22 protein-coding genes are annotated in these 25,018 nt (G+C 61.8%); 6 read left to right on the forward strand and 16 right to left on the reverse strand.

The window, feature by feature from the left end; genetic code table 11:
- Positions 1–110: 110 nt before the first annotated feature.
- The 6 genes from MA884_RS02845 (at position 111) to MA884_RS02870 (ending at position 5,961) form a co-directional block, all read left to right on the forward strand.
- Positions 111–1,058, forward strand: a complete 948-nt coding sequence (locus MA884_RS02845) for a LysR family transcriptional regulator (RefSeq protein ID WP_256228925.1) — start codon at positions 111–113, stop codon at positions 1,056–1,058.
- The gene (locus tag MA884_RS02850; protein WP_256228926.1) at positions 1,055–1,468 is read left to right on the forward strand and encodes a DoxX family protein; all 414 of its coding nucleotides are present in this window, start codon (positions 1,055–1,057) and stop codon (positions 1,466–1,468) included. The genes MA884_RS02845 and MA884_RS02850 overlap by 4 nt, the downstream gene beginning before the upstream one ends.
- Entirely contained in the window at positions 1,461–2,087 is a 627-nt protein-coding gene (locus tag MA884_RS02855) for an antibiotic biosynthesis monooxygenase (protein ID WP_256228927.1), read from the forward strand. Before MA884_RS02850 ends, MA884_RS02855 begins: the two co-directional genes overlap by 8 nt.
- A gap of 128 nt (positions 2,088–2,215) precedes the next feature.
- Complete coding sequence (locus tag MA884_RS02860; RefSeq protein ID WP_256228928.1) at positions 2,216–4,054, forward strand: amidohydrolase; 1,839 nt, start codon at positions 2,216–2,218, stop codon at positions 4,052–4,054.
- A 147-nt stretch (positions 4,055–4,201) separates the two neighbouring features.
- Positions 4,202–4,831, forward strand: a complete 630-nt coding sequence (gene ycaC, locus MA884_RS02865; RefSeq protein WP_014337664.1) for an isochorismate family cysteine hydrolase YcaC — start codon at positions 4,202–4,204, stop codon at positions 4,829–4,831.
- A gap of 251 nt (positions 4,832–5,082) precedes the next feature.
- Complete coding sequence (locus MA884_RS02870; RefSeq protein ID WP_256228929.1) at positions 5,083–5,961, forward strand: LysR family transcriptional regulator; 879 nt, start codon at positions 5,083–5,085, stop codon at positions 5,959–5,961.
- 55 nt (positions 5,962–6,016) lie between these two features.
- On the opposite strand, the gene MA884_RS02875 is transcribed toward MA884_RS02870, so the two are convergent.
- The 16 genes from MA884_RS02875 to aceA all read right to left on the reverse strand — a co-directional run bounded on the left by MA884_RS02875 (position 6,017) and on the right by aceA (position 24,913).
- Complete coding sequence (locus tag MA884_RS02875; RefSeq protein ID WP_047227744.1) at positions 6,017–6,493, reverse strand: hemerythrin domain-containing protein; 477 nt, start codon at positions 6,491–6,493, stop codon at positions 6,017–6,019.
- 201 nt (positions 6,494–6,694) lie between these two features.
- Positions 6,695–7,798, reverse strand: a complete 1,104-nt coding sequence (locus tag MA884_RS02880; protein ID WP_256228932.1) for an NAD(P)/FAD-dependent oxidoreductase — start codon at positions 7,796–7,798, stop codon at positions 6,695–6,697.
- Positions 7,799–7,927: 129 nt separating this feature from the next.
- Positions 7,928–9,391, reverse strand: coding sequence for an NADH-quinone oxidoreductase subunit NuoN (gene nuoN, locus MA884_RS02885; RefSeq protein WP_256228933.1), 1,464 nt, complete (start codon positions 9,389–9,391; stop codon positions 7,928–7,930).
- A 7-nt stretch (positions 9,392–9,398) separates the two neighbouring features.
- Positions 9,399–10,931, reverse strand: coding sequence for an NADH-quinone oxidoreductase subunit M (gene nuoM / locus MA884_RS02890; RefSeq protein ID WP_256228934.1), 1,533 nt, complete (start codon positions 10,929–10,931; stop codon positions 9,399–9,401).
- Positions 10,932–10,970: 39 nt separating this feature from the next.
- Positions 10,971–12,824, reverse strand: a complete 1,854-nt coding sequence (nuoL, locus tag MA884_RS02895; RefSeq protein WP_256228936.1) for an NADH-quinone oxidoreductase subunit L — start codon at positions 12,822–12,824, stop codon at positions 10,971–10,973.
- Positions 12,821–13,129, reverse strand: coding sequence for an NADH-quinone oxidoreductase subunit NuoK (gene nuoK / locus MA884_RS02900; RefSeq protein ID WP_044463936.1), 309 nt, complete (start codon positions 13,127–13,129; stop codon positions 12,821–12,823). The genes nuoL and nuoK overlap by 4 nt, the downstream gene beginning before the upstream one ends.
- Before the next feature lie 4 nt (positions 13,130–13,133).
- Complete coding sequence (nuoJ, locus tag MA884_RS02905) at positions 13,134–13,634, reverse strand: NADH-quinone oxidoreductase subunit J (RefSeq protein ID WP_047227739.1); 501 nt, start codon at positions 13,632–13,634, stop codon at positions 13,134–13,136.
- 9 nt (positions 13,635–13,643) lie between these two features.
- The gene (gene nuoI, locus MA884_RS02910; protein WP_047227738.1) at positions 13,644–14,192 is read right to left on the reverse strand and encodes an NADH-quinone oxidoreductase subunit NuoI; all 549 of its coding nucleotides are present in this window, start codon (positions 14,190–14,192) and stop codon (positions 13,644–13,646) included.
- 11 nt (positions 14,193–14,203) lie between these two features.
- Entirely contained in the window at positions 14,204–15,211 is a 1,008-nt protein-coding gene (nuoH, locus tag MA884_RS02915) for an NADH-quinone oxidoreductase subunit NuoH (protein WP_047227737.1), read from the reverse strand.
- Positions 15,208–17,922: an NADH-quinone oxidoreductase subunit NuoG gene (nuoG, locus tag MA884_RS02920; RefSeq protein WP_256228938.1), complete on the reverse strand. Its 2,715-nt coding sequence runs from the start codon at positions 17,920–17,922 to the stop codon at positions 15,208–15,210. The genes nuoH and nuoG overlap by 4 nt, the downstream gene beginning before the upstream one ends.
- 138 nt (positions 17,923–18,060) lie before the next feature.
- A complete protein-coding gene (nuoF, locus tag MA884_RS02925) occupies positions 18,061–19,419 on the reverse strand; it encodes an NADH-quinone oxidoreductase subunit NuoF (protein ID WP_256228939.1) in 1,359 nt (452 codons plus the stop codon).
- Positions 19,416–19,913 (reverse strand): NADH-quinone oxidoreductase subunit NuoE, encoded by a 498-nt coding sequence (gene nuoE / locus MA884_RS02930; RefSeq protein WP_256228940.1) that lies wholly within the window; start codon positions 19,911–19,913, stop codon positions 19,416–19,418. Before nuoE ends, nuoF begins: the two co-directional genes overlap by 4 nt.
- Before the next feature lie 2 nt (positions 19,914–19,915).
- Entirely contained in the window at positions 19,916–21,700 is a 1,785-nt protein-coding gene (nuoC, locus tag MA884_RS02935; RefSeq protein ID WP_256228941.1) for an NADH-quinone oxidoreductase subunit C/D, read from the reverse strand.
- 72 nt (positions 21,701–21,772) lie between these two features.
- Positions 21,773–22,447 carry an NADH-quinone oxidoreductase subunit B family protein gene (locus MA884_RS02940; protein WP_003180065.1) on the reverse strand — a complete coding sequence of 225 codons (675 nt, stop codon included), beginning with the start codon at positions 22,445–22,447 and terminating at the stop codon, positions 21,773–21,775.
- 10 nt (positions 22,448–22,457) lie between these two features.
- Positions 22,458–22,871: an NADH-quinone oxidoreductase subunit A gene (locus tag MA884_RS02945; RefSeq protein WP_011062185.1), complete on the reverse strand. Its 414-nt coding sequence runs from the start codon at positions 22,869–22,871 to the stop codon at positions 22,458–22,460.
- A 716-nt stretch (positions 22,872–23,587) separates the two neighbouring features.
- On the reverse strand, positions 23,588–24,913 hold the full coding sequence (aceA, locus tag MA884_RS02950) for an isocitrate lyase (protein ID WP_014337679.1): 1,326 nt from the start codon (positions 24,911–24,913) through the stop codon (positions 23,588–23,590).
- Between the last annotated feature and the right edge of the window lie 105 nt (positions 24,914–25,018).

Below are 25,018 nucleotides of genomic sequence, written 5' to 3' on the forward strand. Positions count from 1 at the left end.
GCGGGCTTGCTCGCGAATGCGGTGGCACATTCGACATAAGTGTCACTGACCCACCGCTTTCGCGAGCAAGCCCGCTCCCACAGGATTGGTATTCAACAGGAACAACACCCATGAACCGCAATGATTTGCGCCGCCTCGACATGAACCTGCTGGTGATCTTCGAAGCACTGATGTTCGAGAAGAACCTGACCCGCGTCGCCGAAAAGCTGTTCATGGGCCAGCCGGCGGTGAGCGCGGCGCTGGGACGGCTGCGGGATCTGTTCGACGATCCGTTGCTGATCCGCAACGGTCGCGGCATGGAGCCGACGCCGCGGGCCCTGGCGATCCTGCAGGAGCTGCAACCGGTCATGGATACGATCTCGGGCGCGGTCAGCCGGGCCAAGGCTTTCGATCCCTCCACCAGTTGCGACGTGTTTCGCATCGGCTTGTCCGACGATGCCGAGTTTGGCCTGTTTCCACCTTTGCTCAGTCAACTGCGCGAAGAGGCCCCCGGCATCATTGTGGTGGTGCGCCGGGCCAATTTCCTGCTGATGTCGTCGCTGCTGGCCAGTGGCGAAATCAGCGTCGGCGTGAGTTACACCACCGACCTGCCGGCCAATGCCAAACGCAAGAAATTGCGCGACATCCCCTGCAAGGTCTTACGCGGCGACCAGCGCCCCGGGCCGCTGACCCTGGACGAATACTGCGCGCGGCCCCATGCCATGGTTTCGTTTTCGGGCGACCTGAGCGGCAACATCGACCTGGACCTGGCCCGCATCGGGCGAACGCGCAAAGTGGTGTTGGCGGTGCCGCAGTTCAGCGGTCTGCGAGCCTTGCTGGCAGGCACCGAACTGATCGCCACCGTGCCTGACTACGCCGCCTGCGCGCTGGTGGAAGGCTGCGCGTTGCGCGCGGAGGATCCGCCGTTCCAGATCAATGCCGCCGAGCTGTCGATGGTGTGGAGCGGTGTGCATGACAACGATCCGGCCGAGCGCTGGCTGCGCTCGCGCATTGCCACCCATATGTCTCAACCGTTGCCGGCTGCCGCCTATGCGGATCCGGAGGGAGTGCAGCGATGAGCATCGCGGACGAACGTTCCCTGCAGGATTTGGGCTTGTTGTTCCTGCGCCTGAGTGGCGCGTTGTTTTTGCTGTGGGTCCATGGGCTGCCGAAGCTGTTGCACTACAGCGTCGAACTGACCCATATCGAAGACCCGTTTCACCTCGGCGCGGCGCCGACCCTGGTCCTGGCGATTTTCGCCGAGGTGCTGTGTCCGCTGCTGATCATGGCCGGTGTGCTGGTGCGCCTGGCGTGCTTGCCAATCCTGTTTCTGCTGGCCGTCGCGCTTCTAGTGGTACACCCGCAGTGGACCCTGGAAGAAGGGCAGTTCGGCTGGCTGCTGCTGATCGTATTTACCAGCGTGTTGATTGCCGGGCCTGGACGCCTGGCGATGAACACGCGTTTTGTTGGAGTGCTTCGTCATGTCTGAACCTCAAACCGTTGAATTGACCAGCGATCCTGTAAAACCCGGCTTCGACGAAATCGTCACCCTGGTGATCAAGCACCGGATCAAGCCCGGCCAGGACGCGGCTTATGAGGCCTGGTTGCGCCGCACCGTGCGGGTGGCCGGTCAGTGGCCTGGGCACCTGGGTGTGGATGTCGTCCGGGGCAAGCAGGGCGGGTTGTCGCTGTTTACCTGCGTGCTGCGTTTCTGCTCCACCGAGGCGATGCAACGCTGGCTGGATTCGCCCCAGCGCCGCGAGCTGGTGGAAGAGGCCGCGCCGCTGTTGGCCGATGGCGACCAGACCGAAGTCGCCCCCCACAAGGAATTCTGGTTCGCCCCGTTGGCGGATGCCTCCATCCCCCCACCACGCTGGAAACAGGCCGTGGTGACGTTGTTGGTCATCCTGCCCCACACCTTGTTGGTGCCGCTGATCTGGGGGCCTATGCTGCAACTGCACGCATTTCTTTCCAACTACGTAGTCGCCACGTTCCTGATCACCCTGACCATTGTGCTGTCGGTGGTGTACGTGTGCATGCCGCTGGCGACTCGTCTGTTCGCGCCGTGGCTTGAGGCCTCTCAAGTCCACGAACACTTGGAGCCCTAAGCAGCGCCGAACTGTTGTGACAAACACTGTTGTGGCGAGGGGATTTATCTCCGCTGGCTGCGGAGCAGCCCCTTCTAAATGCCACCACCGATTGATTCACCTGCACATTTATCGCCTAAGGAAATCCGATGAACGCCGATCTGATTCTATTCAATGGCCAGTTCCATACGGTCGACCGTGAAAAACCCCGCGCCAGTGCGGTCGCCATCAGCCAGGGGCGCTTTGTCGCGGTAGGGACCGACGCCGAGGCCATGGCCCTGCGCGGCAGCGGCACCCAGATTGTCGATCTCAAGGGCCGCACCGTCATCCCCGGGCTCAACGACTCGCACTTGCACCTGATCCGCGGTGGCCTGAACTACAACCTGGAGCTGCGCTGGGAAGGCGTGCCGTCCCTGGCCGATGCCTTGCGCATGCTCAAGGACCAGGCCGACCGCACGCCGACGCCACAATGGGTGCGGGTGGTGGGGGGCTGGAACGAATTCCAGTTTGCCGAAAAACGCATGCCAACCCTGGAAGAACTCAACCAGGCCGCCCCCGACACCCCGGTGTTCGTGTTGCACCTGTATGACCGTGCCTTGCTCAACCGCGCGGCGCTACGAGTGGCCGGCTACACCCGAGACACGCCAAACCCGCCGGGCGGCGAGATCGTGCGCGACAGCAAGGGTGAGCCCACCGGGATGCTGGTGGCGCGGCCCAACGCAATGATCCTTTATTCGACCTTGGCCAAGGGGCCGAAGCTGCCTTTGGAGTACCAGGTCAATTCCACGCGCCAGTTCATGCGTGAACTCAATCGCCTGGGCCTGACCAGCGCCATCGACGCCGGCGGTGGCTTCCAGAATTACCCGGATGATTACGCGGTGATCGAGCAGCTGGCGCGTGAGCAGCAGTTGACGGTGCGCATCGCCTACAACCTGTTCACTCAGAAGCCCAAGGAAGAGCTCACCGACTTCAAGAACTGGACCGGCAGCGTCAAGTTGCACCAGGGCGATGATTTCCTGCGGCACAACGGCGCCGGTGAAATGCTGGTGTTTTCGGCGGCGGATTTTGAAGACTTCCTGGAGCCGCGTCCGGACCTGCCGCCGGGCATGGAACAAGACCTGGAACCGGTGGTTCGGCATCTGGTGGAGCAGCGCTGGCCGTTCCGCCTGCATGCCACCTATGACGAATCCATCAGCCGCATGCTCGATGTGTTCGAGAAGGTCAATCGCGACATTCCGTTCAATGGCCTGCCGTGGTTCTTCGACCACGCCGAAACCATCACACCGAAGAACATCGAACGGGTTCGAGCGCTGGGCGGCGGCATCGCGATCCAGGACCGCATGGCCTTCCAGGGTGAATATTTCGTCGACCGTTACGGTGCCAAGGCCGCTGAGGCCACGCCGCCGATCAAACGCATGCTGGCCGAAGGCGTGCCAGTGGGTGCCGGCACCGACGCCACCCGGGTGTCGAGCTACAACCCCTGGACTTCGTTGTACTGGATGGTCAGCGGGCGCACCGTCGGCGGCCTGGCGCTACACGAAGAGGGCCTGCCGCGCCTGACCGCGTTGGAACTGTTCACCCACGGCAGCGCCTGGTTCTCGTCGGAGCAGGGCAAGAAAGGCCAGATCAAGGTCGGCCAACTGGCGGACCTGGCGGCCCTGAGCGCGGACTTTTTCAGCGTCGAGGAAGAAGCCATCAAGTGGATCGAGTCGGTGCTGACGGTGGTCGACGGCAAGGTGGTGTATGCCGCCGGCGACTTCGAAAAGCTCGGCCCCGCCAGCGTGCCGGTACTCCCCGACTGGTCACCGGTGGTCAAGGTCCCCGGCCACTGGCGCCCGACCTCACCGTTGCAGGCGCAAGTCCACCAGTGCAGCGGCCCATGTGTGGTGCATTCCCACAGCCATGAGCGCGCGCGATTGTCGAACGTTCCGGTCAGCGATTTCCAGGGCTTCTGGGGCGCGTTTGGCTGCTCCTGCTTTGCCTTCTGACTGACACACCGATTCTCCCCTGTGGGAGCGAGCCTGCTCGCGAAGGCGTCGGCAAATCCGACATCGCCGCAAGCTGACACACCGTCATCGCGAGCAGGCTCGCTCCCACATTGTTTTTCAATACATCCATCCCAAAGGAGTCATCCCATGAGCAACGTTCCCGCCTACAACCGCCTGAACAAGGACGACGCGGTCGTTCTGCTGGTCGATCACCAGACTGGCCTGATTTCACTGGTCCAGGACTTCTCGCCCAACGAGTTCAAGAACAACGTGTTGGCCCTGGCTGACCTGGCGAAGTTCTTCGAGCTGCCAACCATCCTGACCACCAGTTTCGAACAAGGCCCCAACGGCCCGATCGTGCCGGAGCTCAAGGAAATGTTCCCGGACGCGCCGTACATCCCGCGCCCAGGCCAAATCAATGCCTGGGACAATGAAGACTTCGTCAAGGCGATCAAGGCCACCGGCCGCAAGCAACTGATCATCGCTGGCGTGGTCACCGACGTCTGCGTGGCATTCCCGACGCTGTCGGCGTTGGCCGAAGGTTTCGACGTGTTCGTCGTCACCGACGCTTCGGGTACGTTCAACGAAACCGTGCAACAGGCGGCCTGGGTACGCATGACCGCTGCCGGCGCGCAGATGATGAACTGGTTCTCGGTGGCCTGTGAGCTGCACCGCGACTGGCGCAACGACATCGAAGGCCTGGGCAACCTGCTGTCCCAGCGTATTCCGAACTATCGCAACCTGATGAACAGCTATTCGGCGCTGACCGCCAAGTAAGCTGGGTGGTTGCAGCTGGATGACGCCCGCCTTGTGCGGGCGTTTTTGTGCAGGGCACCTACTGCTCGGCAAGCTGGTCCGCCGTTATCGCGAGCAAGCTTTGCTCCCACACAGGATCGTTGGCGCAACGCGGACCCGTGGGAGCAAAGCTTGCTCGCGATGACAGCGGCACCTTCACCCTCTATGCAACCTGTCTTACCCCATCCACAATACCCAACAGAACATCCCGACTGTCCACCGCTGGAATGACAATGAATCCCTTCGAAGAAATGCGCATTTTTGCCCAGGTCATGGAGTCGGGCAGTTTCACCGCGGCGGCGGACAAACTGGGGCTGTCCAAGCAGTTCGTCAGCCGCAAGCTCATGGCGCTGGAACAGCGGCTGGGTGTGCGTTTGCTCAATCGCTCGACACGCCGGCTGGATGTAACGCCCCTGGGCCAGCGCTATCACGAAGCGGCGCTGCGCCTGCTCAGTGAAGTCGAACAGGTGGAGCAGGGCATCAGCGGCCAGACCAGCGAGCCTCGCGGCACCATTCGTCTCAGCGCACCGCTGTCGTTCGCGGTCGCGCACCTGGGCAGCCTGTTACCGTTATTCTTGCAGCGCTATCAGGAGGTGAGTGTCGAGGTGGATTTGAGTGATCGCTCGGTTGACTTGCTGGGGGAAGGCTACGACATCGCGCTGCGCATTGGCGTGCTGGAGGACTCGACATTGATCGCCCGGCGCATCGCGACCATTGAGCGGGTGTACTGCGCCAGCCCCGCCTACCTGGCGCGACGCGGTACGCCCGAACGGCCTGAAGACCTGCGCACTCACGATTGCCTGCCTTATGGGCATAGCCGTCAGGTGCAATGGCGATTCGGTGGAGGCAGCAAACCGCTGACCCTGGAGGTCGCCGGGCGCATGCGTGCCAATAACGGCGATTTGCTCAGGGATGCGGCGGTCGCCGGCATGGGCATCACGTATCTGCCGACGTTCATTGTCGGGGAGGCGTTGACGGACGGTCGATTGATCAAGGTGCTCGAAGGCTTCGAGACAGAGGCGTTGGCGCTGTCGGCGGTCTATCCGCAACATCGGCAAAGTTCACGCCCGGTGCAGGCGCTGGTGGAGTTTTTGCGCGAACAGATGCAGTGAGCTGCCCGGCTGCGTTCAGCCGTGGCAAACGGCTGAACGCATCGGCAGTGCCTGATCAGGCGGCCAGGCTGGAGCTGCTCATTTCTTTTTTGTACTGCGCCTTCATGGCTTCCATCTGCTCGCCCAACGACTCCAGCGTCGCTTTGCCCAGCAGCTTTTTGGCTTGAGGAAACATCTCGGTTTCTTCCTCTTCGATATGGTGCTCAAGCAACTCTTTGACCACTTTCACCCGGCCAGCGAACTCCGGCGTGGACGGATCGGTATTCTTCAGGTCCGGCAGCACCAGCGAGTCGACGGTGCGATGTTCTTCCTTGGCTTCGTAGTACATCTCGGCCTGCTCCTTGCCGCCGGCCTGCTTGTAGGCCGGATAAAGAATCTCTTCTTCCAGTCGGGTATGAATGGAGATTTCCATTTCCAGTTTCGCCAACAGATCGGTGCGTTTCTTGATGCCACGGCTGGTTGATTCGCTCAGCTGGGCAAGGATGGCCTTGACGCGTTCATGGTCGGCTTTCAACAGGTCGATGGCGTTCATAGGTAGCTCCTGGCAATTCACGGGTGCGGGCCGGCTTCAAGCGCCGACGCCGCGTCACATAGAAATTGCATCAGTCGTGCCAGCCGAATATTTTTGCAAAGTCGTTTAAAAACAGTCAGTTGTATGAGCCTGACTTTTGTTCATCGTGCAGGCTGCATGAGGGCATGAAAAAATGCATTGCACTTTGCGCTGCCCCAATCGCTAGACGATCAGTTGCCGCACCCGCCCGGCAAGCGCCAGGCAGGAGGTCAGCCCTGGCGATTCGATCCCGAACAGATTGATCAGCCCCGGGACCTGATGCTCGGCGGCGCTGCTGATGAGGAAGTCCTGGGCAGGCTCGTTGGGGCCGGAAATTTTCGGACGGATGCCGCTGTAGCCCGGTTGCAGGCTTTGGTCCGGCAAGCCAGGCCAATAATTGCGAATCGCCGGGTAAAAGGCCTCGGCCCGGGCCGGGTCCACGCGGTAGTCCTCGCGTTCGAGCCACTCGGTGTCCGGACCAAAACGGGCCTGGCCCGCCAGGTCCAGGGTCATGTGGATGCCCAGGCCGGCAGCTTCCGGAGCGGGGTAGATCAGATGCCGAAAAGGCGCGCGTCCGGTCAGGCTGAAGTAGTTGCCCTTGCACAAGTAAGCGTGGGGCACCGAGTGCGGCGCCAGGCCTTCGATGCGGCGGGCGAGGGCGGGCGCCTGGAGGCCGGCGGCGTTGATCAGTTGGCGGCAGGACACACTCATCTGCGCAGTGCCACCCAAGTGCAGCAGGAAACCACCGGCGATGGTCTGCGCGCTCAGCATGGGCGTGTGGAATACGATGTCGGCACCGGCTGCTTCGGCATCCCCCTGCAAAGCCAGCATCAGCGCATGCGCGTCGACGATACCGGTGGAAGGCGAATACAGCGCGGCCACGCACGCCAGGGCCGGTTCCAGCGCCAGCGCCTGTTTCTGATCGAGCAGACGCAGGTCGTCCACACCGTTCTTCAAGCCTCGCTCAAGCAAGGCCTTGAGCCCCTGCACCTGAACCTGATCCGTGGCAACGATCAATTTGCCAAGCCTGTGGGTCGCGACCCCGTGACTCTCGCAATACGCGTACAACCGCTGCCGACCCTCGACACACAGTTGCGCCTTGAGGCTCCCCGGAGGGTAATAAATGCCGGCATGGATGACTTCGGAGTTGCGCGAGCTGGTGCCCATGCCGATGGCTTCGCCGGCTTCGATCAACAGCACTTCGTGACCGGCCTGGGCCATTTCCCGAGCCACGGCGAGCCCGACCACGCCAGCGCCCACCACCACGCATTCGATGTCCATGGCCAAACCCTTTCCCCTTGGAGTCGTCTATGCTCAAGCGCCTCAGGATAGCCCGGCGCAGGCAACTTCTACAGCCAAAAAAAATGCCCGTATCAGGCGATACGGGCATTTTTGATGGCTACACCGTTCGGGCGATCAACCCGTCAGGCCGGCCTGCTGTACCAGGGTCAGCAACGGTTGCGGGTACACACCGAGGAAGAACGCCAGTACGGCGATGGCCAGCAGCATCACGCCGCCTGCCTTCTGTTCCCAGTGCAGCTCGGCATCGTGGCGACGCAGGTTCGGCTCCATCAGGTACAGGGTGACCATCACGCGCAGGTAGTAGAACACGCCGATGGCACTGCCCAGCACCAGGGAACCGACCAGCCACCATTGGTGAGCCTCGACACCGGTGGCGATGATGTAGAACTTGCCGATGAAGCCGGCGGTCAGCGGGATGCCGGCCAGGGACAGCATCATCACGGTCAGCACGGCGGTCAGGTACGGACGGCGCCAGAACAGGCCGCGGTATTCGTACAGGGCGTCAGCGTCGCGGCCGTTGTACGGCGAGGACATCAGGGTGATCACGCCGAACGCGCCAAGGCTGGTGATCACGTAGGTGACCAGGTACACGCCGATGGCTTCCACCGCCAGGCCTTTGCTGGCGATCAGGGCGATCAGCAGGTAACCGAAGTGGGCGATGGACGAGTAACCCAGCAGACGCTTGAGGTTGCTCTGGGTCAGCGCCAGCAGGTTACCGAACAGGATCGAGGCGATGGCGATGATGGTCAGTACGTTATTCAGCACACCGCTGCTGGCCACTGGCGAGATCTGGAACAGCCGCACCATCACCGCGAACACGGCGACTTTCGACGCGGTGGCCAGGAACGCCGCCACTGGCGCCGGGGCGCCTTCGTAGACGTCCGGGGTCCAGAGGTGGAAAGGCACCAGCGACAGCTTGAACGCCAGGCCGATCAGCATCATGCCCAGGCCCAGTTGCGCGATCGGGCTAGGCAGGCCGGTGGCCGCCAGGGCCTGGCCGATGCCGACGAAGCTCAGGGTGCCCGCCTCGGCGTAGAGCAGGGCCATGCCGAACAACAGGAACGCGGAACCGGCGGCCGACAGCACCATGTACTTGATGCCGGCTTCCAGGGAGCGCTTGTTGAAGAAGGCATAGGCCACCAGACCGTAGACCGGCACCGACAGCAGCTCCAGGCCGATGAACAGGCTGGCCAGGTGCTGCGCGCTGACCAGGACCAGGCCACCGGCGGCGGCCATCAGGATCAGCAGGTACAGTTCTTCGCGGTTGCCCGGGTAACCCGAACCGCCATCGCCGAGGTAGGCGTGGGCGAGGGTGACGCAGGCGAGGGTGGCGACCAGGATCAGCGCCATGTAGAGGCAGGCGAAGCTGTCGATTTGTATCAGCGGGGTGACCGCCAGCGGCGCGACTTTCAGGGCCGGCAAAATCGACAGCAGGGCCAGGTTCAGCCCCGCCACCGACAGCAGGAAGGTCTGTGAGTGATTGCGCCGCCAGGCGATCGCCAGCATCACCACGATGATCGTGGCGCTGGTGATCAACAGCGGCGCAAGCGCGATAAAGTGTTGAATCGTGAATTCCATAGCGCTCTTACCGGGCCGAAGCGAGTTGAGAGAAGGCGGTGCCGAGCCACTGCTGCACGCCATGCATGGTGGCGGCAGAGGTGTCGAGGAACGGTTGCGGGAAAACGCCGAGGTAAACCAGCAGCACCGCAAGGCCGAGCACCATGATCAGTTCGCGACCGTCCATGCCACGCAGCACTTCGTCCGACTTGGTCGGGCCAAAGTAGGCGCGGTGGATCATGATCAGCGAGTAGACCGAACCGAACACCAGACCAGAGGTGGCGATGGCGGTGATCCATGGAGCGCTGGCGAACGTGCCGATCAGGATCAGGAACTCGCCGACGAAGTTACCGGTGCCCGGCAGGCCCAGGGACGCCGCGGCGAAGAACAGGCTGATGGCCGGCAGGTAAGCGATGCGCGACCAGATGCCGCCCATTTCACGCATGTCCCGAGTGTGCAGGCGCTCATACAACTGGCCGCTGAGGATAAACAGCGCCGCAGCCGACAGGCCGTGGGCCAACATCTGGATCACTGCGCCTTGCAGGGCCAACTGGCTACCGGAGTAGATCCCGATCAGCACGAAGCCCATGTGCGAAACGCTGGAGAACGCGATCAGGCGCTTGATGTCGGTCTGGGCGAACGCCAGGAACGCACCGTAGAAAATCCCGATCAGGCCCAGGGTCATGGCAATCGGCGCGAACTCGGCCGAGGCATTGGGGAACAGCGGCAGGGCGAAGCGCAGCAGGCCGTAGGCGGCGGTCTTGAGCAAGATACCGGCCAGGTCCACGGAACCTGCGGTCGGTGCCTGGGCGTGGGCGTCCGGCAGCCAGGAGTGGAACGGTACCACCGGCAGCTTCACCGCGAAGGCGATGAAGAAACCCAGCATCAGCACGTACTCGGTGGTGCGTGACATCTCTACTTTCAACAGGTCGGCGTAGTTGAAGGTAATCACGCCGGTGTTGTTGAAGTTGACCAGCACCAGACCAAGGATCGCCACCAGCATGATCAGGCCGGAAGCCTGGGTGAAGATGAAGAACTTGGTCGCCGCGTAGATCCGGGTTTTCTTGCCGTCCGAAGAACTGTGACCCCAGAGCGCGATGAGGAAGTACATCGGCACCAGCATCATTTCCCAGAAGAAGAAGAACATGAACAGGTCCAGCGCCAGGAACACGCCGATCACGCCGCCCAGGATCCACATCAGGTTCAGGTGGAAGAAACCGACGTGACGCTGGATCTCTTTCCAGGAGCACAGGACCGAGAGGATACCCAGCAGGCCGGTCAGCAGGATCATCAGCAGCGACAGGCCGTCCAGGGCCAGGTGCACGCTGATGCCGAAGCGTTCGATCCAGATGTGCTTGAACTCAAGCGCCCAGGTAGGATCGGCGCCAGGGGCCGGAGCAAATGAATAGTCGCCGGTCGCCCAGAGCCAGAGGCCGAGCGCGAGTTCCAGGGACATGGTCAGCAACGCAATCCAGCGCGGGAGGGTGGAGCTTGAACGCTCCGCCATCCAGCACAGCAGGCCGCCGATGAAGGGGATCAGGATTAGCCAGGGCAGAATCATGACGGGCTCGTTTCCTTTCGCAAGTTCGCAAGGTTCATATCAGACCGCTACCAGCACGATGGCGCCGATAACCAGCACGGCGCCAGCCGCCATGGAAGCCGCATACCAACGCAGTTGACCGGTCTCGGTACGGCTCAGGGCAGTGTGGCCGCCCTTGGCCATGCGCGGGATCAGGCCAATGGTCTGGTCGAGCGGGTCTTTGCGCAGAATGTGGCTGATCGCAAGGTATGGCTTGACGAACAGTTTGTCGTAGATCCAGTCGAAGCCCCAGGCAGCGAACCACCAGGCCGAAAGGAAGCGCCCGATGCCGCTGTTGGCGACCGCCGTGGCGAAACGACGCTTGCCCAGGAACAGCAGGGCGGCCAGCAGGATACCTGCCAGGGCGATAGCGCCCGAGGCGATTTCCAGGCTGTGCTTGGCTTCGCCGCCGGCATGGCCGACGCTCTGCGGCAGCACATCGGCCAGCGGTGGCGTGATCAGGGCGCCGATGAAGGTCGACAGCACGATCAGCACCGACAGTGGCAGCCAGTGGGCAATACCATGGCCGGCGTGGGCTTCGGTCTTGGCTTCACCGTGGAACGCGATGAAGATCAGGCGGAAGGTGTACAGCGAGGTCATGAACGCACCGACCAGGCCGGCATAGAGCAGGCCCTGGTTACCGCTGGCGAACGCTTCCCAGAGGATCTCGTCCTTGGAGTAGAAACCGGCGGTGACCAGTGGCAGGGCCGCCAGGGCCGCGCCGCCGACGATGAAACTGGCGTAGGCCAGCGGCAGTTTTTTCCACAGGCCGCCCATCTTGAAGATGTTCTGCTCGTGGTGGCAGGCCACGATCACCGCACCGGAAGCAAGGAACAGCAGCGCCTTGAAGAAGGCGTGGGTCATCAGGTGGAAGATCGCGCCTTCCCAGGCACCGACGCCCAACGCCAGGAACATGTAGCCGATCTGGCTCATGGTCGAGTAGGCGAGGATACGCTTGATGTCGGTCTGGACCAGGGCGGCGAAACCGGCCAGCACCAGGGTCACACCGCCGACGATGCCGACCAGGTGCAGGATGTCCGGCGCCAGGGCGAACAGACCGTGGGTACGGGCGATCAGGTAGACACCGGCGGTCACCATGGTCGCGGCGTGGATCAGTGCCGAAACCGGGGTAGGACCAGCCATCGCATCCGCCAGCCAGGTCTGCAGCGGCAGTTGCGCGGATTTACCGACAGCGCCGCCCAGCAGCATCAGGGTCGCCAGGACGATCCAGAAGTCGCCAGCCTGGAAGTGCTCGGGCGCACGTACCAGCAGTTCCTGGATGTTCAGCGTGCCCAGTTGCTGGAACAGGATGAACAGGCCGATGGCCATGAACACGTCGCCGATCCGGGTCACGATGAACGCCTTGAGCGCCGCGTTACCGTTGTTGCGGTTGCTGTAGTAGAAACCGATCAACAGGTACGAGCACAGGCCCACGCCTTCCCAGCCGAAGTACAGGAACAGCAGGTTATCGCCGAGCACCAGGAACAGCATGCTGGCGATGAACAGGTTGGTGTAGGCAAAGAAGCGCGAGTAACCGGCTTCACCACGCATGTACCAGGAGGCGAACAGGTGGATCAGGAAACCCACGCCGACCACCACGCCCAGCATGGTCACCGACAGGCCATCCAGGTACAGGGCGAAGTTCGGCGTGAAGCCTTCCACCGCCATCCACTGCCACAGCACCTGCACGTACGCGCCACCTTCAGGCGGGGCGACGTTGAACTGCCAGATCACGTAGGCCGTGACGAGGGCAGACAGGCCGATGGACCCCACGCCAACCAGCGCCGAAAGGTTCTCCGACCAGCGTCCACGAGAGAACGACAGGAGCAGGAAACCGATGAGGGGAAATACGAAAGTCAGAAAGAGTAGGTTCATCCGCGCATCTCGCTGGCAGCGTCGATATCGAGAGTGTGGAAGCGGCGATACAGCTGCAACAGAATCGCCAGGCCGATACTGGCCTCAGCGGCTGCCAGGCTGATCACCAGGATGAACATGACTTGTCCATCCGGTTGCGCCCAGCGAGCGCCCGCGACGATGAAGGCCAGGGCGGAGGCATTCATCATGACCTCCAGGCTCATCAGCACGAACAGAATGTTGCGGCGGACCATCAGGCCGACCAGACCGAGGCAGAACAGGATGCCGGCAACCGCCAGACCATGCTCGAGAGGGATAGCAGGCATGTGATTACTCCTTCGCCTCGTTACGGCCCAAATGGAATGCCGTGACGGCTGCGGCAAGCAGCAGCATCGAGGCGAGTTCGACCACCAGCAGGTACGGGCCGAACAGGCTGATGCCCACGGCCTTGGCGTCTACGGTGGTGTGGCCGATGGCCTGGCCGCTCTGGTGAGCGAACAGCACATACAGCAATTCACCCAGCAGCAGCGCGGCGAGAATCACCGGGCCCGCCCAGATGCCCGGCTTGAGCCAGGAGCGTTCTTGCTGCACCGAGGCCGGGCCCAGGTTCAGCATCATCACCACGAACACGAACAGCACCATGATGGCGCCGGCGTAGGCGATCACTTCCAGCGCGCCGGCAAACGGCGCGCCGAGGCTGAAGAAGGTCATGGCCACGGCGATCAGCGAGATGATCAGGTAGAGCAGGGCGTGCACGGGGTTGGTGTTGGTGACCACTCGAAGCGTGGAGACCACCGCGATACCCGATGCGAAATAGAAAGCGAATTCCATCTTTCTTCCTTAAGGCAGCAAGCTCTTCACGTTGATCGGTTCGGCTTCATTTTGCGCGGCGCCTTTTGGCTTACCGGCAATGGCCATACCTGCAACACGATAGAAGTTGTAATCAGGGTTTTTACCGGGACCGGAAATCAGCAGATCTTCTTTCTCGTACACCAGGTCCTGACGTTTGAACTCGGCCATTTCGAAGTCCGGCGTGAGCTGGATCGCGGTGGTCGGGCACGCTTCCTCGCAGAGGCCGCAGAAAATGCAGCGCGAGAAGTTGATACGGAAGAAGTCCGGGTACCAGCGACCGTCTTCGGTTTCGGCTTTCTGCAACGAGATGCAGCCCACCGGGCACGCTACGGCGCACAGGTTGCAGGCCACGCAGCGTTCTTCGCCGTCGGGGTCGCGGGTCAGGACGATGCGGCCGCGATAACGCGGCGGCAGGTAGACCGCTTCTTCAGGGTATTGCAGGGTGTCGCGCTTGCGAAAGCCATGGCCGAAGATCATGACCAGGCTTCGCAGTTGGGTACCGGTACCCTTAACGATGTCGCCAATATATTTGAACATGGGTCAAATCCTCACTGAACCGCGGCCGCAGGCGTGTTCATCAACACGATCGCAGCGGTCACCAGCAAATTGATCAGGGTCAGCGGCAGGCAGAATTTCCAGCTGAAGTCCATCACCTGGTCGTAGCGCGGGCGCGGGATCGAGGCGCGCAGCAGGACGAACAGCATGATGAAGAACGCGGTCTTCAGGGCAAACCAGACGAAGGACAGTTGCGGCAGGATGCCGAACGGACCGTGCCAGCCACCGAAGAACAACGTCACCAGCAGCGCCGAGATCAGGATGATGCCGATGTATTCACCGACGAAAAACATGCCCCATTTCATGCCGGCATATTCGATGTGGTAACCGTCGGCCAGCTCCTGTTCCGCTTCCGGTTGGTCGAAGGGGTGACGGTGAGTCACGGCCACGCCGGCCACGAAGAAGGTACAGAAACCGAAGAACTGCGGAATGATGAACCACAGGTTCTGGGCCTGGTACTCGACGATGTCGCGCATGTTGAACGAGCCGGCCTGGACCACGACGCCCATGAGCGCCAGGCCCATGAACACTTCGTAGGACACGGTCTGGGCCGAGGCCCGCAGGCTGCCCAGAAGGGCGAACTTGTTGTTGCTCGACCAGCCGGCGAACAGCACCGCGTACACCGACAGACCCGCCATGGCGAAGAAGAACAGCAGGCCGATGTTCAGGTCCGCCACGCCCCAGGTCGGGGTGATCGGAATGATCGCGAAGGCGATCAGCAAGGCGCTCATGGCCACGACCGGTGCCAGGGTGAAGATCACCTTGTCGGCAAACGGCGGCGTCCAGTCTTCCTTGAAGAACATCTTGATCATGTCGGCGGCGATCTGGAACATGCCGAACGGGCCGACGCGGTTCGGACCGTAACGGTCCTGCCACCAGCCCAGCAGGCGACGTTCGACGAAGCTCAGCAGCGCACCGCAGACCACCACGGCCAGCAGAATCACGATGGCTTTGAGAACCGTCAGGATCACGTCGATCACTTCAGGGGTAAACCAGCTCATTGCGCTGCCTCCTGCAGACCGTCGACGGTTTTGCCGAATATCGCCGGTGGAATACCCGCCAGGCCGGCCGGCAGGGCCACCAGGCCGGCGCCCAGTTCTTCATTGATGCGCAGCGGCAGACGCAAGGTCTGGCCCGCCACGTTCAGGCTCAACAGGGCACCGTCGTTGACGCCCAGGCGATCGGCTTCGGACTTGGCCAGCGACACGTAGGCGGTCGGGATACGTTCCTGAACCGGCGCGGCTTTGGAAGAGTTCTCTTCACTGCCGAACAGGTGATGGAACGGTACGACCTGCCAGGTGCCCGGTGCCGGGTTGAAGGCGCGTGGCACGCTGGCGAACCAGCTCAGGCCATCGCTCTGGCTTTCGATCAGGCGAGTGCCCGGGTCACCGGCACGCAGGTGACCGCCGACTTCGTCCTGGAACTTGTTCCAGGCCTGTGGCGAGTTCCAGCCCGGCGACCAGGCGAACGGCACTTGCGAGCGCGGTTCGGTCGAACCCGAGTAGCCTTCCATGGAGAACGAGAACGCGGTGTCGTTATCCTGGGAGGTGCGTGGCTCGTGGACGCTGATGTCAGCGCGCATGGCGGTGCGACCGGAGTAACGCAGCGGTTCGCGAGCCAGTTTCAGGCCTTTGATGCGGAACGCGGCCGATGGCGCGGCATCGACGATGCGAGCCAGTTGCGGGCTGCTCGAAGCGACGGCGGCGGTGACATGGTCCAGTTGCGTCCAGTCGATCGGCTGGTTCAGCAGGGTGGCGCGCAGGGCATGCAGCCAGCGCCAGCCTTCGTGAACCAGGATGGCGGCGTCCAGGTACGTCGGGTCGAACACCTGGAAGAAGCGCTGGGCGCGACCTTCCTGGCTGACTAGGGTACCGTCGCCTTCGGCGAAGCTCGCCGCCGGCAGCACCAGGTGGGCACGGTCGGCGGTGGCGGTTTTCTGATGGTCGGCGACGATCAGTACTTTCGCGGCATTCAGGGCGGCGTCTACCCGGGCTTTGTCGGTGCGGGTGTACAGGTCGTTTTCCAGCACCACGATGGCATCGGCGCTGCCGTCGATCACCGCTTGCAGGGCCGCGTCCAGCGACTCGCCACCGAGCATGGCCAAGCCGAGGCTGTTGGCCTCCGGCACGATCAGGCTGATGGAGCCGTTCTTCTCGCGCAGCTTCAGCGCCTTGGCGATGTTGGCCGCAGCTTCGATCAGAGCCTTGGAACCCAACGAGGTGCCGGCGATGATCAATGGGCGCTTGGCGGCGAGCAGGGCGTCGGCGATGCGCTGGGCCAGCGCGGACGCTTCGCTGTCCAGGCCTTCGACGGCCGGGGCGCTGGCGTCCAGGGCGTGGGCCACGGCAAAACCGATGCGCGCCAGGTCATCCGGAGCGGCGTGGACGCATTCTTCGGCGACGTCGTCGAGCTTGGTTTCAGCCAGGCTGGCAATGAACAGCGGGTTCAGTGCGTCCTGGCCGATGTTCTTCACGGCCGCGTCGAGCCATGGCTGCACGCGCATGGCGTCGGCCATGTCTTCGGCCTTGCCCTTGACCGACTGGCGCAGGGCCAGGGCCATGCGCGCGGCCGTCTGGGTCAGGTCTTCGCCGAGGACGAACACGGCGTCGTGGTCTTCGATGTCACGCATCGTCGGCACGGGCAGCGGGCTGTCCTTGAGCACTTGCAGCACCAGGCGGATGCGTTCCAGCTCGCCGGCTTCGATGCCACTGTAGAAGTGCTCGGCACCGACCAGTTCTCGCAGCGCGTAGTTGCTTTCCAGGCTGGCCCGTGGCGAGCCGATACCGACGATGTTGCGACCGCGCAGCAGGTCGGCGGCTTTATCCAGTGCTTCGTCCAGGCTCAGCTTGGCGCCGCCCGCCAGCTGTGGCTGACGCGGGCGATCGGCGCGGTTGACGTAGCCATAGCCGAAACGGCCACGGTCGCACAGGAAGTACTGGTTCACCGAGCCGTTGAAGCGGTTTTCGATGCGGCGCAGTTCGCCATAGCGCTCGCCCGGGGAAATGTTGCAACCGCTGGAGCAGCCATGGCAGATGCTCGGCGAGAACTGCATGTCCCACTTGCGGTTGTAGCGCTCGGAGTGAGTCTTGTCGGTGAACACACCGGTCGGGCAGACCTCGGTGAGGTTGCCGGAGAACTCGCTTTCCAGGGTGCCGTCTTCAACGCGACCGAAGTACACGTTGTCGTGGGCGCCGAACACGCCCAGGTCGGTGCCGCCGGCGTAGTCCTTGTAGAAACGCACGCAGCGGTAGCAGGCGATGCAGCGGTTCATCTCGTGGGAGATGAACGGCCCCAGTTGCTGGTTCTGGTGGGTGCGCTTGGTGAAGCGATAACGGCGCTCGTTGTGGCCGGTCATCACGGTCATGTCTTGCAGGTGGCAGTGACCGCCTTCCTCACAGACCGGACAGTCGTGGGGGTGGTTGGTCATCAGCCATTCGACGACGCTGGCGCGAAACACTTTCGCTTCTTCGTCGTCGATGGAGATCCAGCTGCCGTCGGTGGCAGGGGTCATGCAGGACATGACGATCCGACCACGCTTGTCGTTTTCGTCGGTGTACTGCTTGACCGCGCACTGGCGACAAGCGCCAACGCTGCCAAGGGCGGGGTGCCAGCAGAAATAAGGGATGTCGAGGCCCAGCGACAGACACGCCTGTAACAGGTTGTCTGCGCCATCGACTTCGAGCTCTTTGCCGTCTACGTGGATAGTGGCCATGGTTCAAAGTTCTTCGTTGGCCCGGTGTCAGCGGGCGTGGCTAATGGAATCTTGTTATTCGTCCGAATCCAAACAGCCTTCAAAGGCGTCATCGGACGAAAGGCGAAGGGCACGGACCCTTCGCCTTTTAAAGCGTCGTTACGCGCCGACCATGGTCGGCGTGACCACCTGATTGAGATCACCTGCGCGCGTTGGCGCGATGCCGGCCTCGAATTCAGGGCGGAAGTATTTGATCGCGCTGCCCAACGGCTCCACGGCACCCGGTGCATGAGCACAGAAGGTCTTGCCCGGGCCGAGGAAACCCACCAGACCCAGCAGGGTCTCGATGTCGCCGGCCTGGCCTTCGCCGTTTTCAATGGCGCGCAGCAGCTTGACGCTCCACGGCAGACCATCGCGGCACGGCGTGCAGAAACCGCACGATTCACGGGAGAAGAACTCTTCCATGTTGCGCAGCAAAGAAACCATGTTGACGCTGTCGTCCACCGCCATGGCCAGGCCCGTACCCATACGGGTGCCGACCTTGGCGATGCCGCCGGCGTACATTTGTGCGTCCAGGTGTTCGGGCAACAGGAAACCGGTACCGGCGCCGCCGGGTTGCCAGCACTTGAGCTTGTAGCCGTCGCGCATGCCGCCGGCGTAGTCTTCAAACAGCTCGCGGCCGGTGACGCCGAATGGCAGTTCCCACAGGCCAGGGTTCTTGACCTTGCCGGAGAAACCCATGAGCTTGGTGCCCATGTCTTCACTGCCGTCGCGGGCCAGGGATTTGTACCAGTCCACGCCGTCGGCAATGATCGCCGGCACGTTGCACAAGGTCTCGACGTTGTTCACGCAGGTCGGCTTGCCCCACACGCCCACAGCAGCGGGGAAGGGCGGCTTGGAGCGCGGGTTGGCGCGGCGGCCTTCCAGGGAGTTGATCAGCGCGGTTTCTTCCCCGCAGATGTAGCGCCCGGCGCCGGTGTGGACGAACAGCTCGAAATCAAAGCCCGAGCCCAGGATGTTCTTGCCCAGAAGACCGGCGGCCTTGGCTTCTTCCACGGCACGGTTCAGGTGCTTGGCGGCGGTGGTGTATTCGCCGCGCAGGAAGATGTAGCCACGGTAGGTTTTCAGCGCACGGGCGCTGATCAGCATGCCTTCGATCAGCAGATGGGGCAGTTGCTCCATCAGCATGCGGTCTTTCCAGGTGTTGGGCTCCATTTCATCCGCGTTGCACAACAGGTAGCGGATGTTGATGGACTCGTCCTTGGGCATCAGGCCCCACTTCACGCCAGTGGGGAAGCCCGCACCGCCGCGACCCTTGAGGCCGGAGTCTTTGACGGTCTGGACGATGTCGTCCTGGGCCATGTCGCTGAATGCCTTGCGCGCGGCGGCGTAGCCATTCTTGGCCTGGTATTCGTCCAGCCATACCGCTTCGCCGTCGTCACGCAGACGCCAGGTCAGGGGATGGGTTTCGGCCGAACGCTGGATGCGGTTGGCGGGCCCGAAGGAAGTCAGGGTCATACGTAGCCCTCCAGCAGTTTGGCGACGCCGTCAGGCTGGACGTCACCGAAGGTGTCGTCGTCGATCATCAGCGCCGGGGCCTTGTCGCAGTTACCCAGGCAGCACACCGGCAGCAGGGTAAAGCGCCCGTCTGCGGTGGTCTGGCCCAGGCCGATGCCCAGCTTGTTCTGGATCTCGTCGACCACGGACTCGTGGCCGCCGATGTAGCAGACCATGCTGTCGCACACGCGAATGATGTGGCGGCCCACTGGCTGGCGGAAGATCTGGCTGTAGAAGGTGGCGACGCCTTCGACGTCGCTGGCCGGGATGCCGAGGATCTCGCCGATGGCGTAGAGCGCGCCATCAGGCACCCAGCCACGTTCCTTCTGGACGATCTTCAGGGCTTCGATCGACGCCGCGCGCGGGTCTTCATAGTGATGCAGCTCGTGCTCGATGGCCGAGCGCTCGGTTTCGCTCAGGGCGAAACGGTCTGTCTGGATAAGCGTGCTATTCATGCTTAGCGGTCCACGTCGGCCATAACGAAATCGATACTACCCAGGTACGCAATCATATCCGCGACCATGCTGCCTTTGATCACCGAAGGGATCTGCTGCAGGTGTGGGAAGCTTGGGGTGCGAATCCGGGTGCGGTAGCTCATGGTGCCGCCGTCGCTCGTCAGGTAATAACTGTTGATGCCCTTGGTCGCTTCGATCATCTGGAAGGATTCGTTGGCCGGCATGACCGGGCCCCACGAAACCTGCAGGAAGTGCGTGATCAGGGTCTCGATGTGTTGCAGCGTGCGCTCTTTGGGTGGCGGCGTGGTCAGCGGGTGATCCGCCTTGTACGGGCCTTCCGGCATGTTGCGCATGCACTGGTCGATGATCTTGATGCTCTGGCGCATCTCCTCGACGCGAACCATGCAACGGTCGTAGGCATCACCGTTGACTGCCAGCGGTACTTCGAATTCGAAGTTTTCGTAGCCGGAGTAAGGGCGCGCCTTGCGCAGGTCGAAGTCGCAACCGGTGGAACGCAGGCCGGCACCGGTGACGCCCCATTCCAGGGCCTCTTTGGTGTTGTAGGCGGCGACCCCGATGGTACGGCCCTTGAGGATGCTGTTCTGCAAGGCGGCCTTGGTGTATTCGTCCAGGCGCTTGGGCATCCACTCGACGAATTCCTTGACCAGCTTTTCCCAGCCCCGCGGCAGGTCGTGGGCAACGCCACCGATGCGGTACCAGGCCGGGTGCAGGCGGAAACCGGTGATGGCTTCGATCACCGTGTAGGCCTTCTGGCGGTCGGTGAAGGTGAAGAACACCGGGGTCATGGCGCCAACGTCCTGGATGTAGGTGCCCAGGAACAGTAGGTGGCTGGTGATCCGGAAGAACTCGGCCATCATGATGCGGATGACGTCGACCTTTTCCGGCACCTTGATCCCGGCCAGTTTCTCGACCGAAAGCACGTACGGCAGGTTGTTCATCACGCCGCCGAGGTAATCGATGCGGTCGGTGTAGGGAATGTAGCTGTGCCAGGACTGGCGCTCGCCCATTTTCTCGGCGCCACGGTGGTGGTAACCGATGTCCGGGACGCAGTCGACGATCTCTTCGCCGTCCAGCTGCAGGATGATGCGGAATGCACCGTGGGCCGAAGGGTGGTTCGGGCCCAGGTTGAGGAACATGTAGTCCTCGTTCGCCCCGGAGCGTTTCATGCCCCAGTCTTCCGGCTTGAAGCGCGCGGCTTCTTCCTCGAGCTGTTGCTTGGCCAGGGACAGGCTGAACGGATCGAACTCGGTGGCGCGGGCCGGGAAGTCCTTGCGCAGCGGGTGACCTTCCCAGGTCGGCGGCATCATGATGCGCGTCAGGTGCGGGTGGCCGGGGAAATCGATCCCGAACATGTCCCACACTTCACGTTCGTACCAGTTGGCGTTCGGCCAGATACCGGTCACGGTCGGCACGCTGAGGTCGCTCTCGGACAAGGCGACCTTGATCATCACGTCACTATTACGTTCGATCGACATCAGGTGATAGAACACGGTGAAATCGACGCCGTCGGGCAGCCCTTGACGCTTGGTGCGCAGACGCTCGTCCACCCCATGCAGGTCATAGAGCATGACGTACGGCTTGGGCAGGTTGCGCAGGAACGTCAGGACTTCGACGAGTTTGGCGCGGGCAACCCAAAGCACCGGCATGCCGGTGCGGGTCGGCTGGGCGGTGAACGCCTCGGGGCCAAAACGGTTGTTCAGTTCGACGACCACATCCTGGTCGTCTGCCTTGTAAGGCGGGATGTACAGAGCACTGCCTGTAGTCATGGTTATTTATCGCTTTCGGTCAACGTAAAGAATGAAGCCAGGTTCTCGTTTCTTATGCAGAGCAGAGCTGGATCAGACTTCGTCGGGGCTGCGCAGGTTGGTGACTGCGATACGCTGTTCGCGCCGCTGTTCCTTTTGCGATGGCATCTCGGCGCGATAGACGCCTTGATCACCAACGACCCAGGACAGAGGGCGACGCTCCTGGCCAATCGACTCCTGCAACAGCATCAAGCCTTGCAGGAAAGCTTCAGGGCGAGGCGGGCAGCCAGGCACGTAGACGTCCACGGGCAGGAACTTGTCCACCCCTTGAACGACGGAGTAGATGTCGTACATGCCACCGGAGTTGGCGCACGAACCCATGGAGATAACCCACTTTGGTTCGAGCATTTGCTCGTAGAGACGCTGGATGATCGGCGCCATCTTGATGAAGCAGGTCCCGGCAATAACCATGAAATCCGCCTGGCGCGGCGATGCCCGGATCACCTCGGCGCCAAAGCGCGCGATGTCGTGGGGCGCCGTGAAGGCGGTGGTCATTTCCACGTAGCAGCACGAAAGGCCGAAGTTGTACGGCCACAGGGAGTTCTTGCGACCCCAGTTGACCGTGCTGTTCAGCACGTCTTCGAGCTTGCCCATGAAGATGTTTTTGTGAACTTGATCTTCTAACGGATCGGCAACGGTTTCCCGCTCGCCAATCGGATACTGCTCGTTAGGAGCATCGGGGTCGATCCTGGTGAGATTGTATTGCATTGCCAAAGCCTCATTGTTTCAGCTTCGCTTGCCGCTTACGACGACCTTCCGGAGCCCAATCAAGAGCCCCCACCCGCCAAAGGTAGACAAGACCTGCCAACAGAATTGCTATGAAAACGAGAGCTTCGACGAATCCGGTCCAGCCGCTTTCGCGGACGGACACAGACCATGCAAAGAGAAAGAGGGCTTCGATATCGAAGATCACGAAGAGCATCGCGACCAGATAGAATTTGGCTGAGAGCCGTAAGCGGGCGCCACCGGTAGGCAGCATGCCGGACTCGAACGGTTCATTTTTGCTGCGGCCCCAGGCTTTTGACCCGAGCAGGCTCGACACGCCGAGCATGAAGGCACACAGGCCGACAACGCCCAGAAGGAAAATGGCAAAGCCCCAGTTGTGGGCCATGAGTCCTGTCGCTTCGGGCATGCTGGAAATCCTTAACAGAGAGCAAAGGTCTCTGAGCTTGAAAAGAAATAACGCAGTGACGATATGTCGCAGCAATCAATCGCGGTGATTTTATGGCTAAACACCGGGCAAGTAAAATTCCTATAGCGAAATTATTTATTGGAATAAGGACATAGCGTACCTCCAGACCCCCGCGGCCCCGGCCAGGCGGGCATTGGCCTTTTATTCAGCAATAATATTTCGTGCAGGCTGTAACAAGGGAAGCTCCATCTAAATGATAATTGTTATTGTTTGGCGTTGCTTCTGAACAATACTGCGGCGCAGTGGCTGAGAACTCTTCTTACATGCTCGTTAACTGCAGTTGTCAGCGCCGGCCGTTTTACTCTTTTTCAGACTGCCTGATACTGCGTTCGATCAATTTTTTTGTCGGTTCGTAGATTTGTGTATGGAAATGCCCCTGTGGGAGCAAAGCTTGCTCGCGATGCCGACGACGGGATCTTTCCAGGCGGACAGCGTTATCGTTCATCGCGGGCAAGCCTTGCTCCCACAGGCTTGTTCCCACACGCTTGCTCCTAGCCTTGCTCCTGGTCTTGCTCCCACGGGCTTGCTCATGAAGTGTCTTGTCTCGCAGAGCATAGGCGAAAAAAAGCCCCGAACCAGTCGGGGCGTCAGATCGTCGGCTTTGCGGTTAGCTTTTATTCGGTCCGCAAGGGCCGTTTACTCAAGTAAGCCGAAGATCAGTGGAACTGCTCTTCTTCGGTGGAGCCGGTCAGTGCGGTGACCGAGGAGGTGCCGCCCTGGATCACGGTGGTCATGTCGTCGAAGTAGCCGGTGCCCACTTCTTGCTGGTGAGCCACGAAGGTGTAGCCCTTGGCGGCGTCAGCGAATTCCTGCTCTTGCAGCTTCACGTAGGCGGTCATGTCGTTGCGGGCGTAGTCGTGCGCCAGGTTGAACATGCTGTGCCACATGTTGTGAATGCCGGCCAGGGTGATGAACTGGTGCTTGTAGCCCATGGCGGACAGTTCGCGCTGGAACTTGGCGATGGTCGCGTCGTCCAGGTTTTTCTTCCAGTTGAAGGAAGGCGAGCAGTTGTACGACAGCAGTTGGTCCGGGTATTCCTTCTTGATCGCTTCGGCGAAGCGACGCGCCTCGTCCAGGTCCGGCTTGGCGGTTTCGCACCAGATCAGGTCGGCGTACGGCGCGTAGGCCAGGCCACGGGCGATCGCTTGGTCGAGACCGGCGCGAACCTTGTAGAAACCTTCCTGGGTGCGGGTACCGGTCACGAACGGCTGATCGTACGGGTCGCAGTCGGAGGTCAGCAGGTCAGCGGCGTTGGCGTCGGTACGGGCCAGGATGATGGTCGGTACACCAGCAACGTCGGCGGCCAGGCGGGCAGCGGTGAGTTTCTGTACGGCTTCCTGGGTCGGCACCAATACTTTGCCGCCCATGTGGCCGCATTTTTTCACCGAAGCCAGTTGGTCTTCGAAGTGAACGCCGGCGGCGCCTGCTTCGATCATGCTCTTCATCAGCTCGTAGGCGTTCAGTACGCCGCCGAAACCGGCTTCAGCGTCGGCCACGATTGGCGCGAAGTAGTCGATGTAGCCTTCGTCGCCCGGGTTCTTGCCGGCTTTCCACTGGATCTGGTCGGCACGACGGAACGAGTTGTTGATGCGCTTGACCACGGTTGGAACCGAATCCACCGGGTACAGCGACTGGTCCGGGTACATCGACTCGGCGGAGTTGTTGTCCGCAGCCACTTGCCAGCCCGACAGGTAGATCGCCTGGATACCGGCCTTGACTTGCTGTACAGCCTGGCCGCCGGTCAGGGCGCCCATGCAGTTGACGAAATCTTTCTCGGGACGGAAGGCTGGCTTGGCGCCCTGGGTGACCAGGTTCCACAGTTTTTCGGCGCCCATTTTCGCAAAGGTGTGCTCAGGTTGAACCGAGCCACGCAGACGGACGACGTCAGCAGCGGAGTAATTGCGCTTCACGCCTTTCCAGCGCGGGTTTTCAGCCCAGTCTTTTTCAAGGGCTGCAATTTGCTGTTCGCGTGTCAGTGCCATGGAGATAAACCTCGTCGCATAGGTCTGGGGTGGAAAATTCCTGCTCCTGCCGACCAGGGGTTGGACGGTCAAGTCGGTTCAGACGGGGAGGCGACGGGATGAACG

The organism is Pseudomonas sp. Q11 (assembly GCF_024494355.1).
Classification (GTDB): Bacteria; Pseudomonadota; Gammaproteobacteria; order Pseudomonadales; family Pseudomonadaceae; genus Aquipseudomonas; species Aquipseudomonas hefeiensis.

Coding starts and splice junctions, on each gene's coding strand:
- nuoF (WP_256228939.1), bottom strand. CDS start 19,419: ATGACCCTGACTTCCTTCGGGCCCGCCAACCGCATCCAGCGTTCGGCC.
- MA884_RS02945 (WP_011062185.1), bottom strand. CDS start 22,871: ATGCCCGAAGCGACAGGACTCATGGCCCACAACTGGGGCTTTGCCATT.
- MA884_RS02860 (WP_256228928.1), top strand. CDS start 2,216: ATGAACGCCGATCTGATTCTATTCAATGGCCAGTTCCATACGGTCGAC.
- nuoH (WP_047227737.1), bottom strand. CDS start 15,211: ATGAGCTGGTTTACCCCTGAAGTGATCGACGTGATCCTGACGGTTCTC.
- MA884_RS02875 (WP_047227744.1), bottom strand. CDS start 6,493: ATGAACGCCATCGACCTGTTGAAAGCCGACCATGAACGCGTCAAGGCC.
- MA884_RS02870 (WP_256228929.1), top strand. CDS start 5,083: ATGAATCCCTTCGAAGAAATGCGCATTTTTGCCCAGGTCATGGAGTCG.
- nuoN (WP_256228933.1), bottom strand. CDS start 9,391: ATGGAATTCACGATTCAACACTTTATCGCGCTTGCGCCGCTGTTGATC.
- nuoC (WP_256228941.1), bottom strand. CDS start 21,700: ATGACTACAGGCAGTGCTCTGTACATCCCGCCTTACAAGGCAGACGAC.
- MA884_RS02850 (WP_256228926.1), top strand. CDS start 1,055: ATGAGCATCGCGGACGAACGTTCCCTGCAGGATTTGGGCTTGTTGTTC.
- nuoG (WP_256228938.1), bottom strand. CDS start 17,922: ATGGCCACTATCCACGTAGACGGCAAAGAGCTCGAAGTCGATGGCGCA.
- nuoL (WP_256228936.1), bottom strand. CDS start 12,824: ATGAACCTACTCTTTCTGACTTTCGTATTTCCCCTCATCGGTTTCCTG.
- nuoK (WP_044463936.1), bottom strand. CDS start 13,129: ATGCCTGCTATCCCTCTCGAGCATGGTCTGGCGGTTGCCGGCATCCTG.
- MA884_RS02845 (WP_256228925.1), top strand. CDS start 111: ATGAACCGCAATGATTTGCGCCGCCTCGACATGAACCTGCTGGTGATC.
- aceA (WP_014337679.1), bottom strand. CDS start 24,913: ATGGCACTGACACGCGAACAGCAAATTGCAGCCCTTGAAAAAGACTGG.
- ycaC (WP_014337664.1), top strand. CDS start 4,202: ATGAGCAACGTTCCCGCCTACAACCGCCTGAACAAGGACGACGCGGTC.
- nuoJ (WP_047227739.1), bottom strand. CDS start 13,634: ATGGAATTCGCTTTCTATTTCGCATCGGGTATCGCGGTGGTCTCCACG.
- MA884_RS02855 (WP_256228927.1), top strand. CDS start 1,461: ATGTCTGAACCTCAAACCGTTGAATTGACCAGCGATCCTGTAAAACCC.
- MA884_RS02940 (WP_003180065.1), bottom strand. CDS start 22,447: ATGCAATACAATCTCACCAGGATCGACCCCGATGCTCCTAACGAGCAG.
- nuoI (WP_047227738.1), bottom strand. CDS start 14,192: ATGTTCAAATATATTGGCGACATCGTTAAGGGTACCGGTACCCAACTG.
- nuoE (WP_256228940.1), bottom strand. CDS start 19,913: ATGAATAGCACGCTTATCCAGACAGACCGTTTCGCCCTGAGCGAAACC.
- nuoM (WP_256228934.1), bottom strand. CDS start 10,931: ATGATTCTGCCCTGGCTAATCCTGATCCCCTTCATCGGCGGCCTGCTG.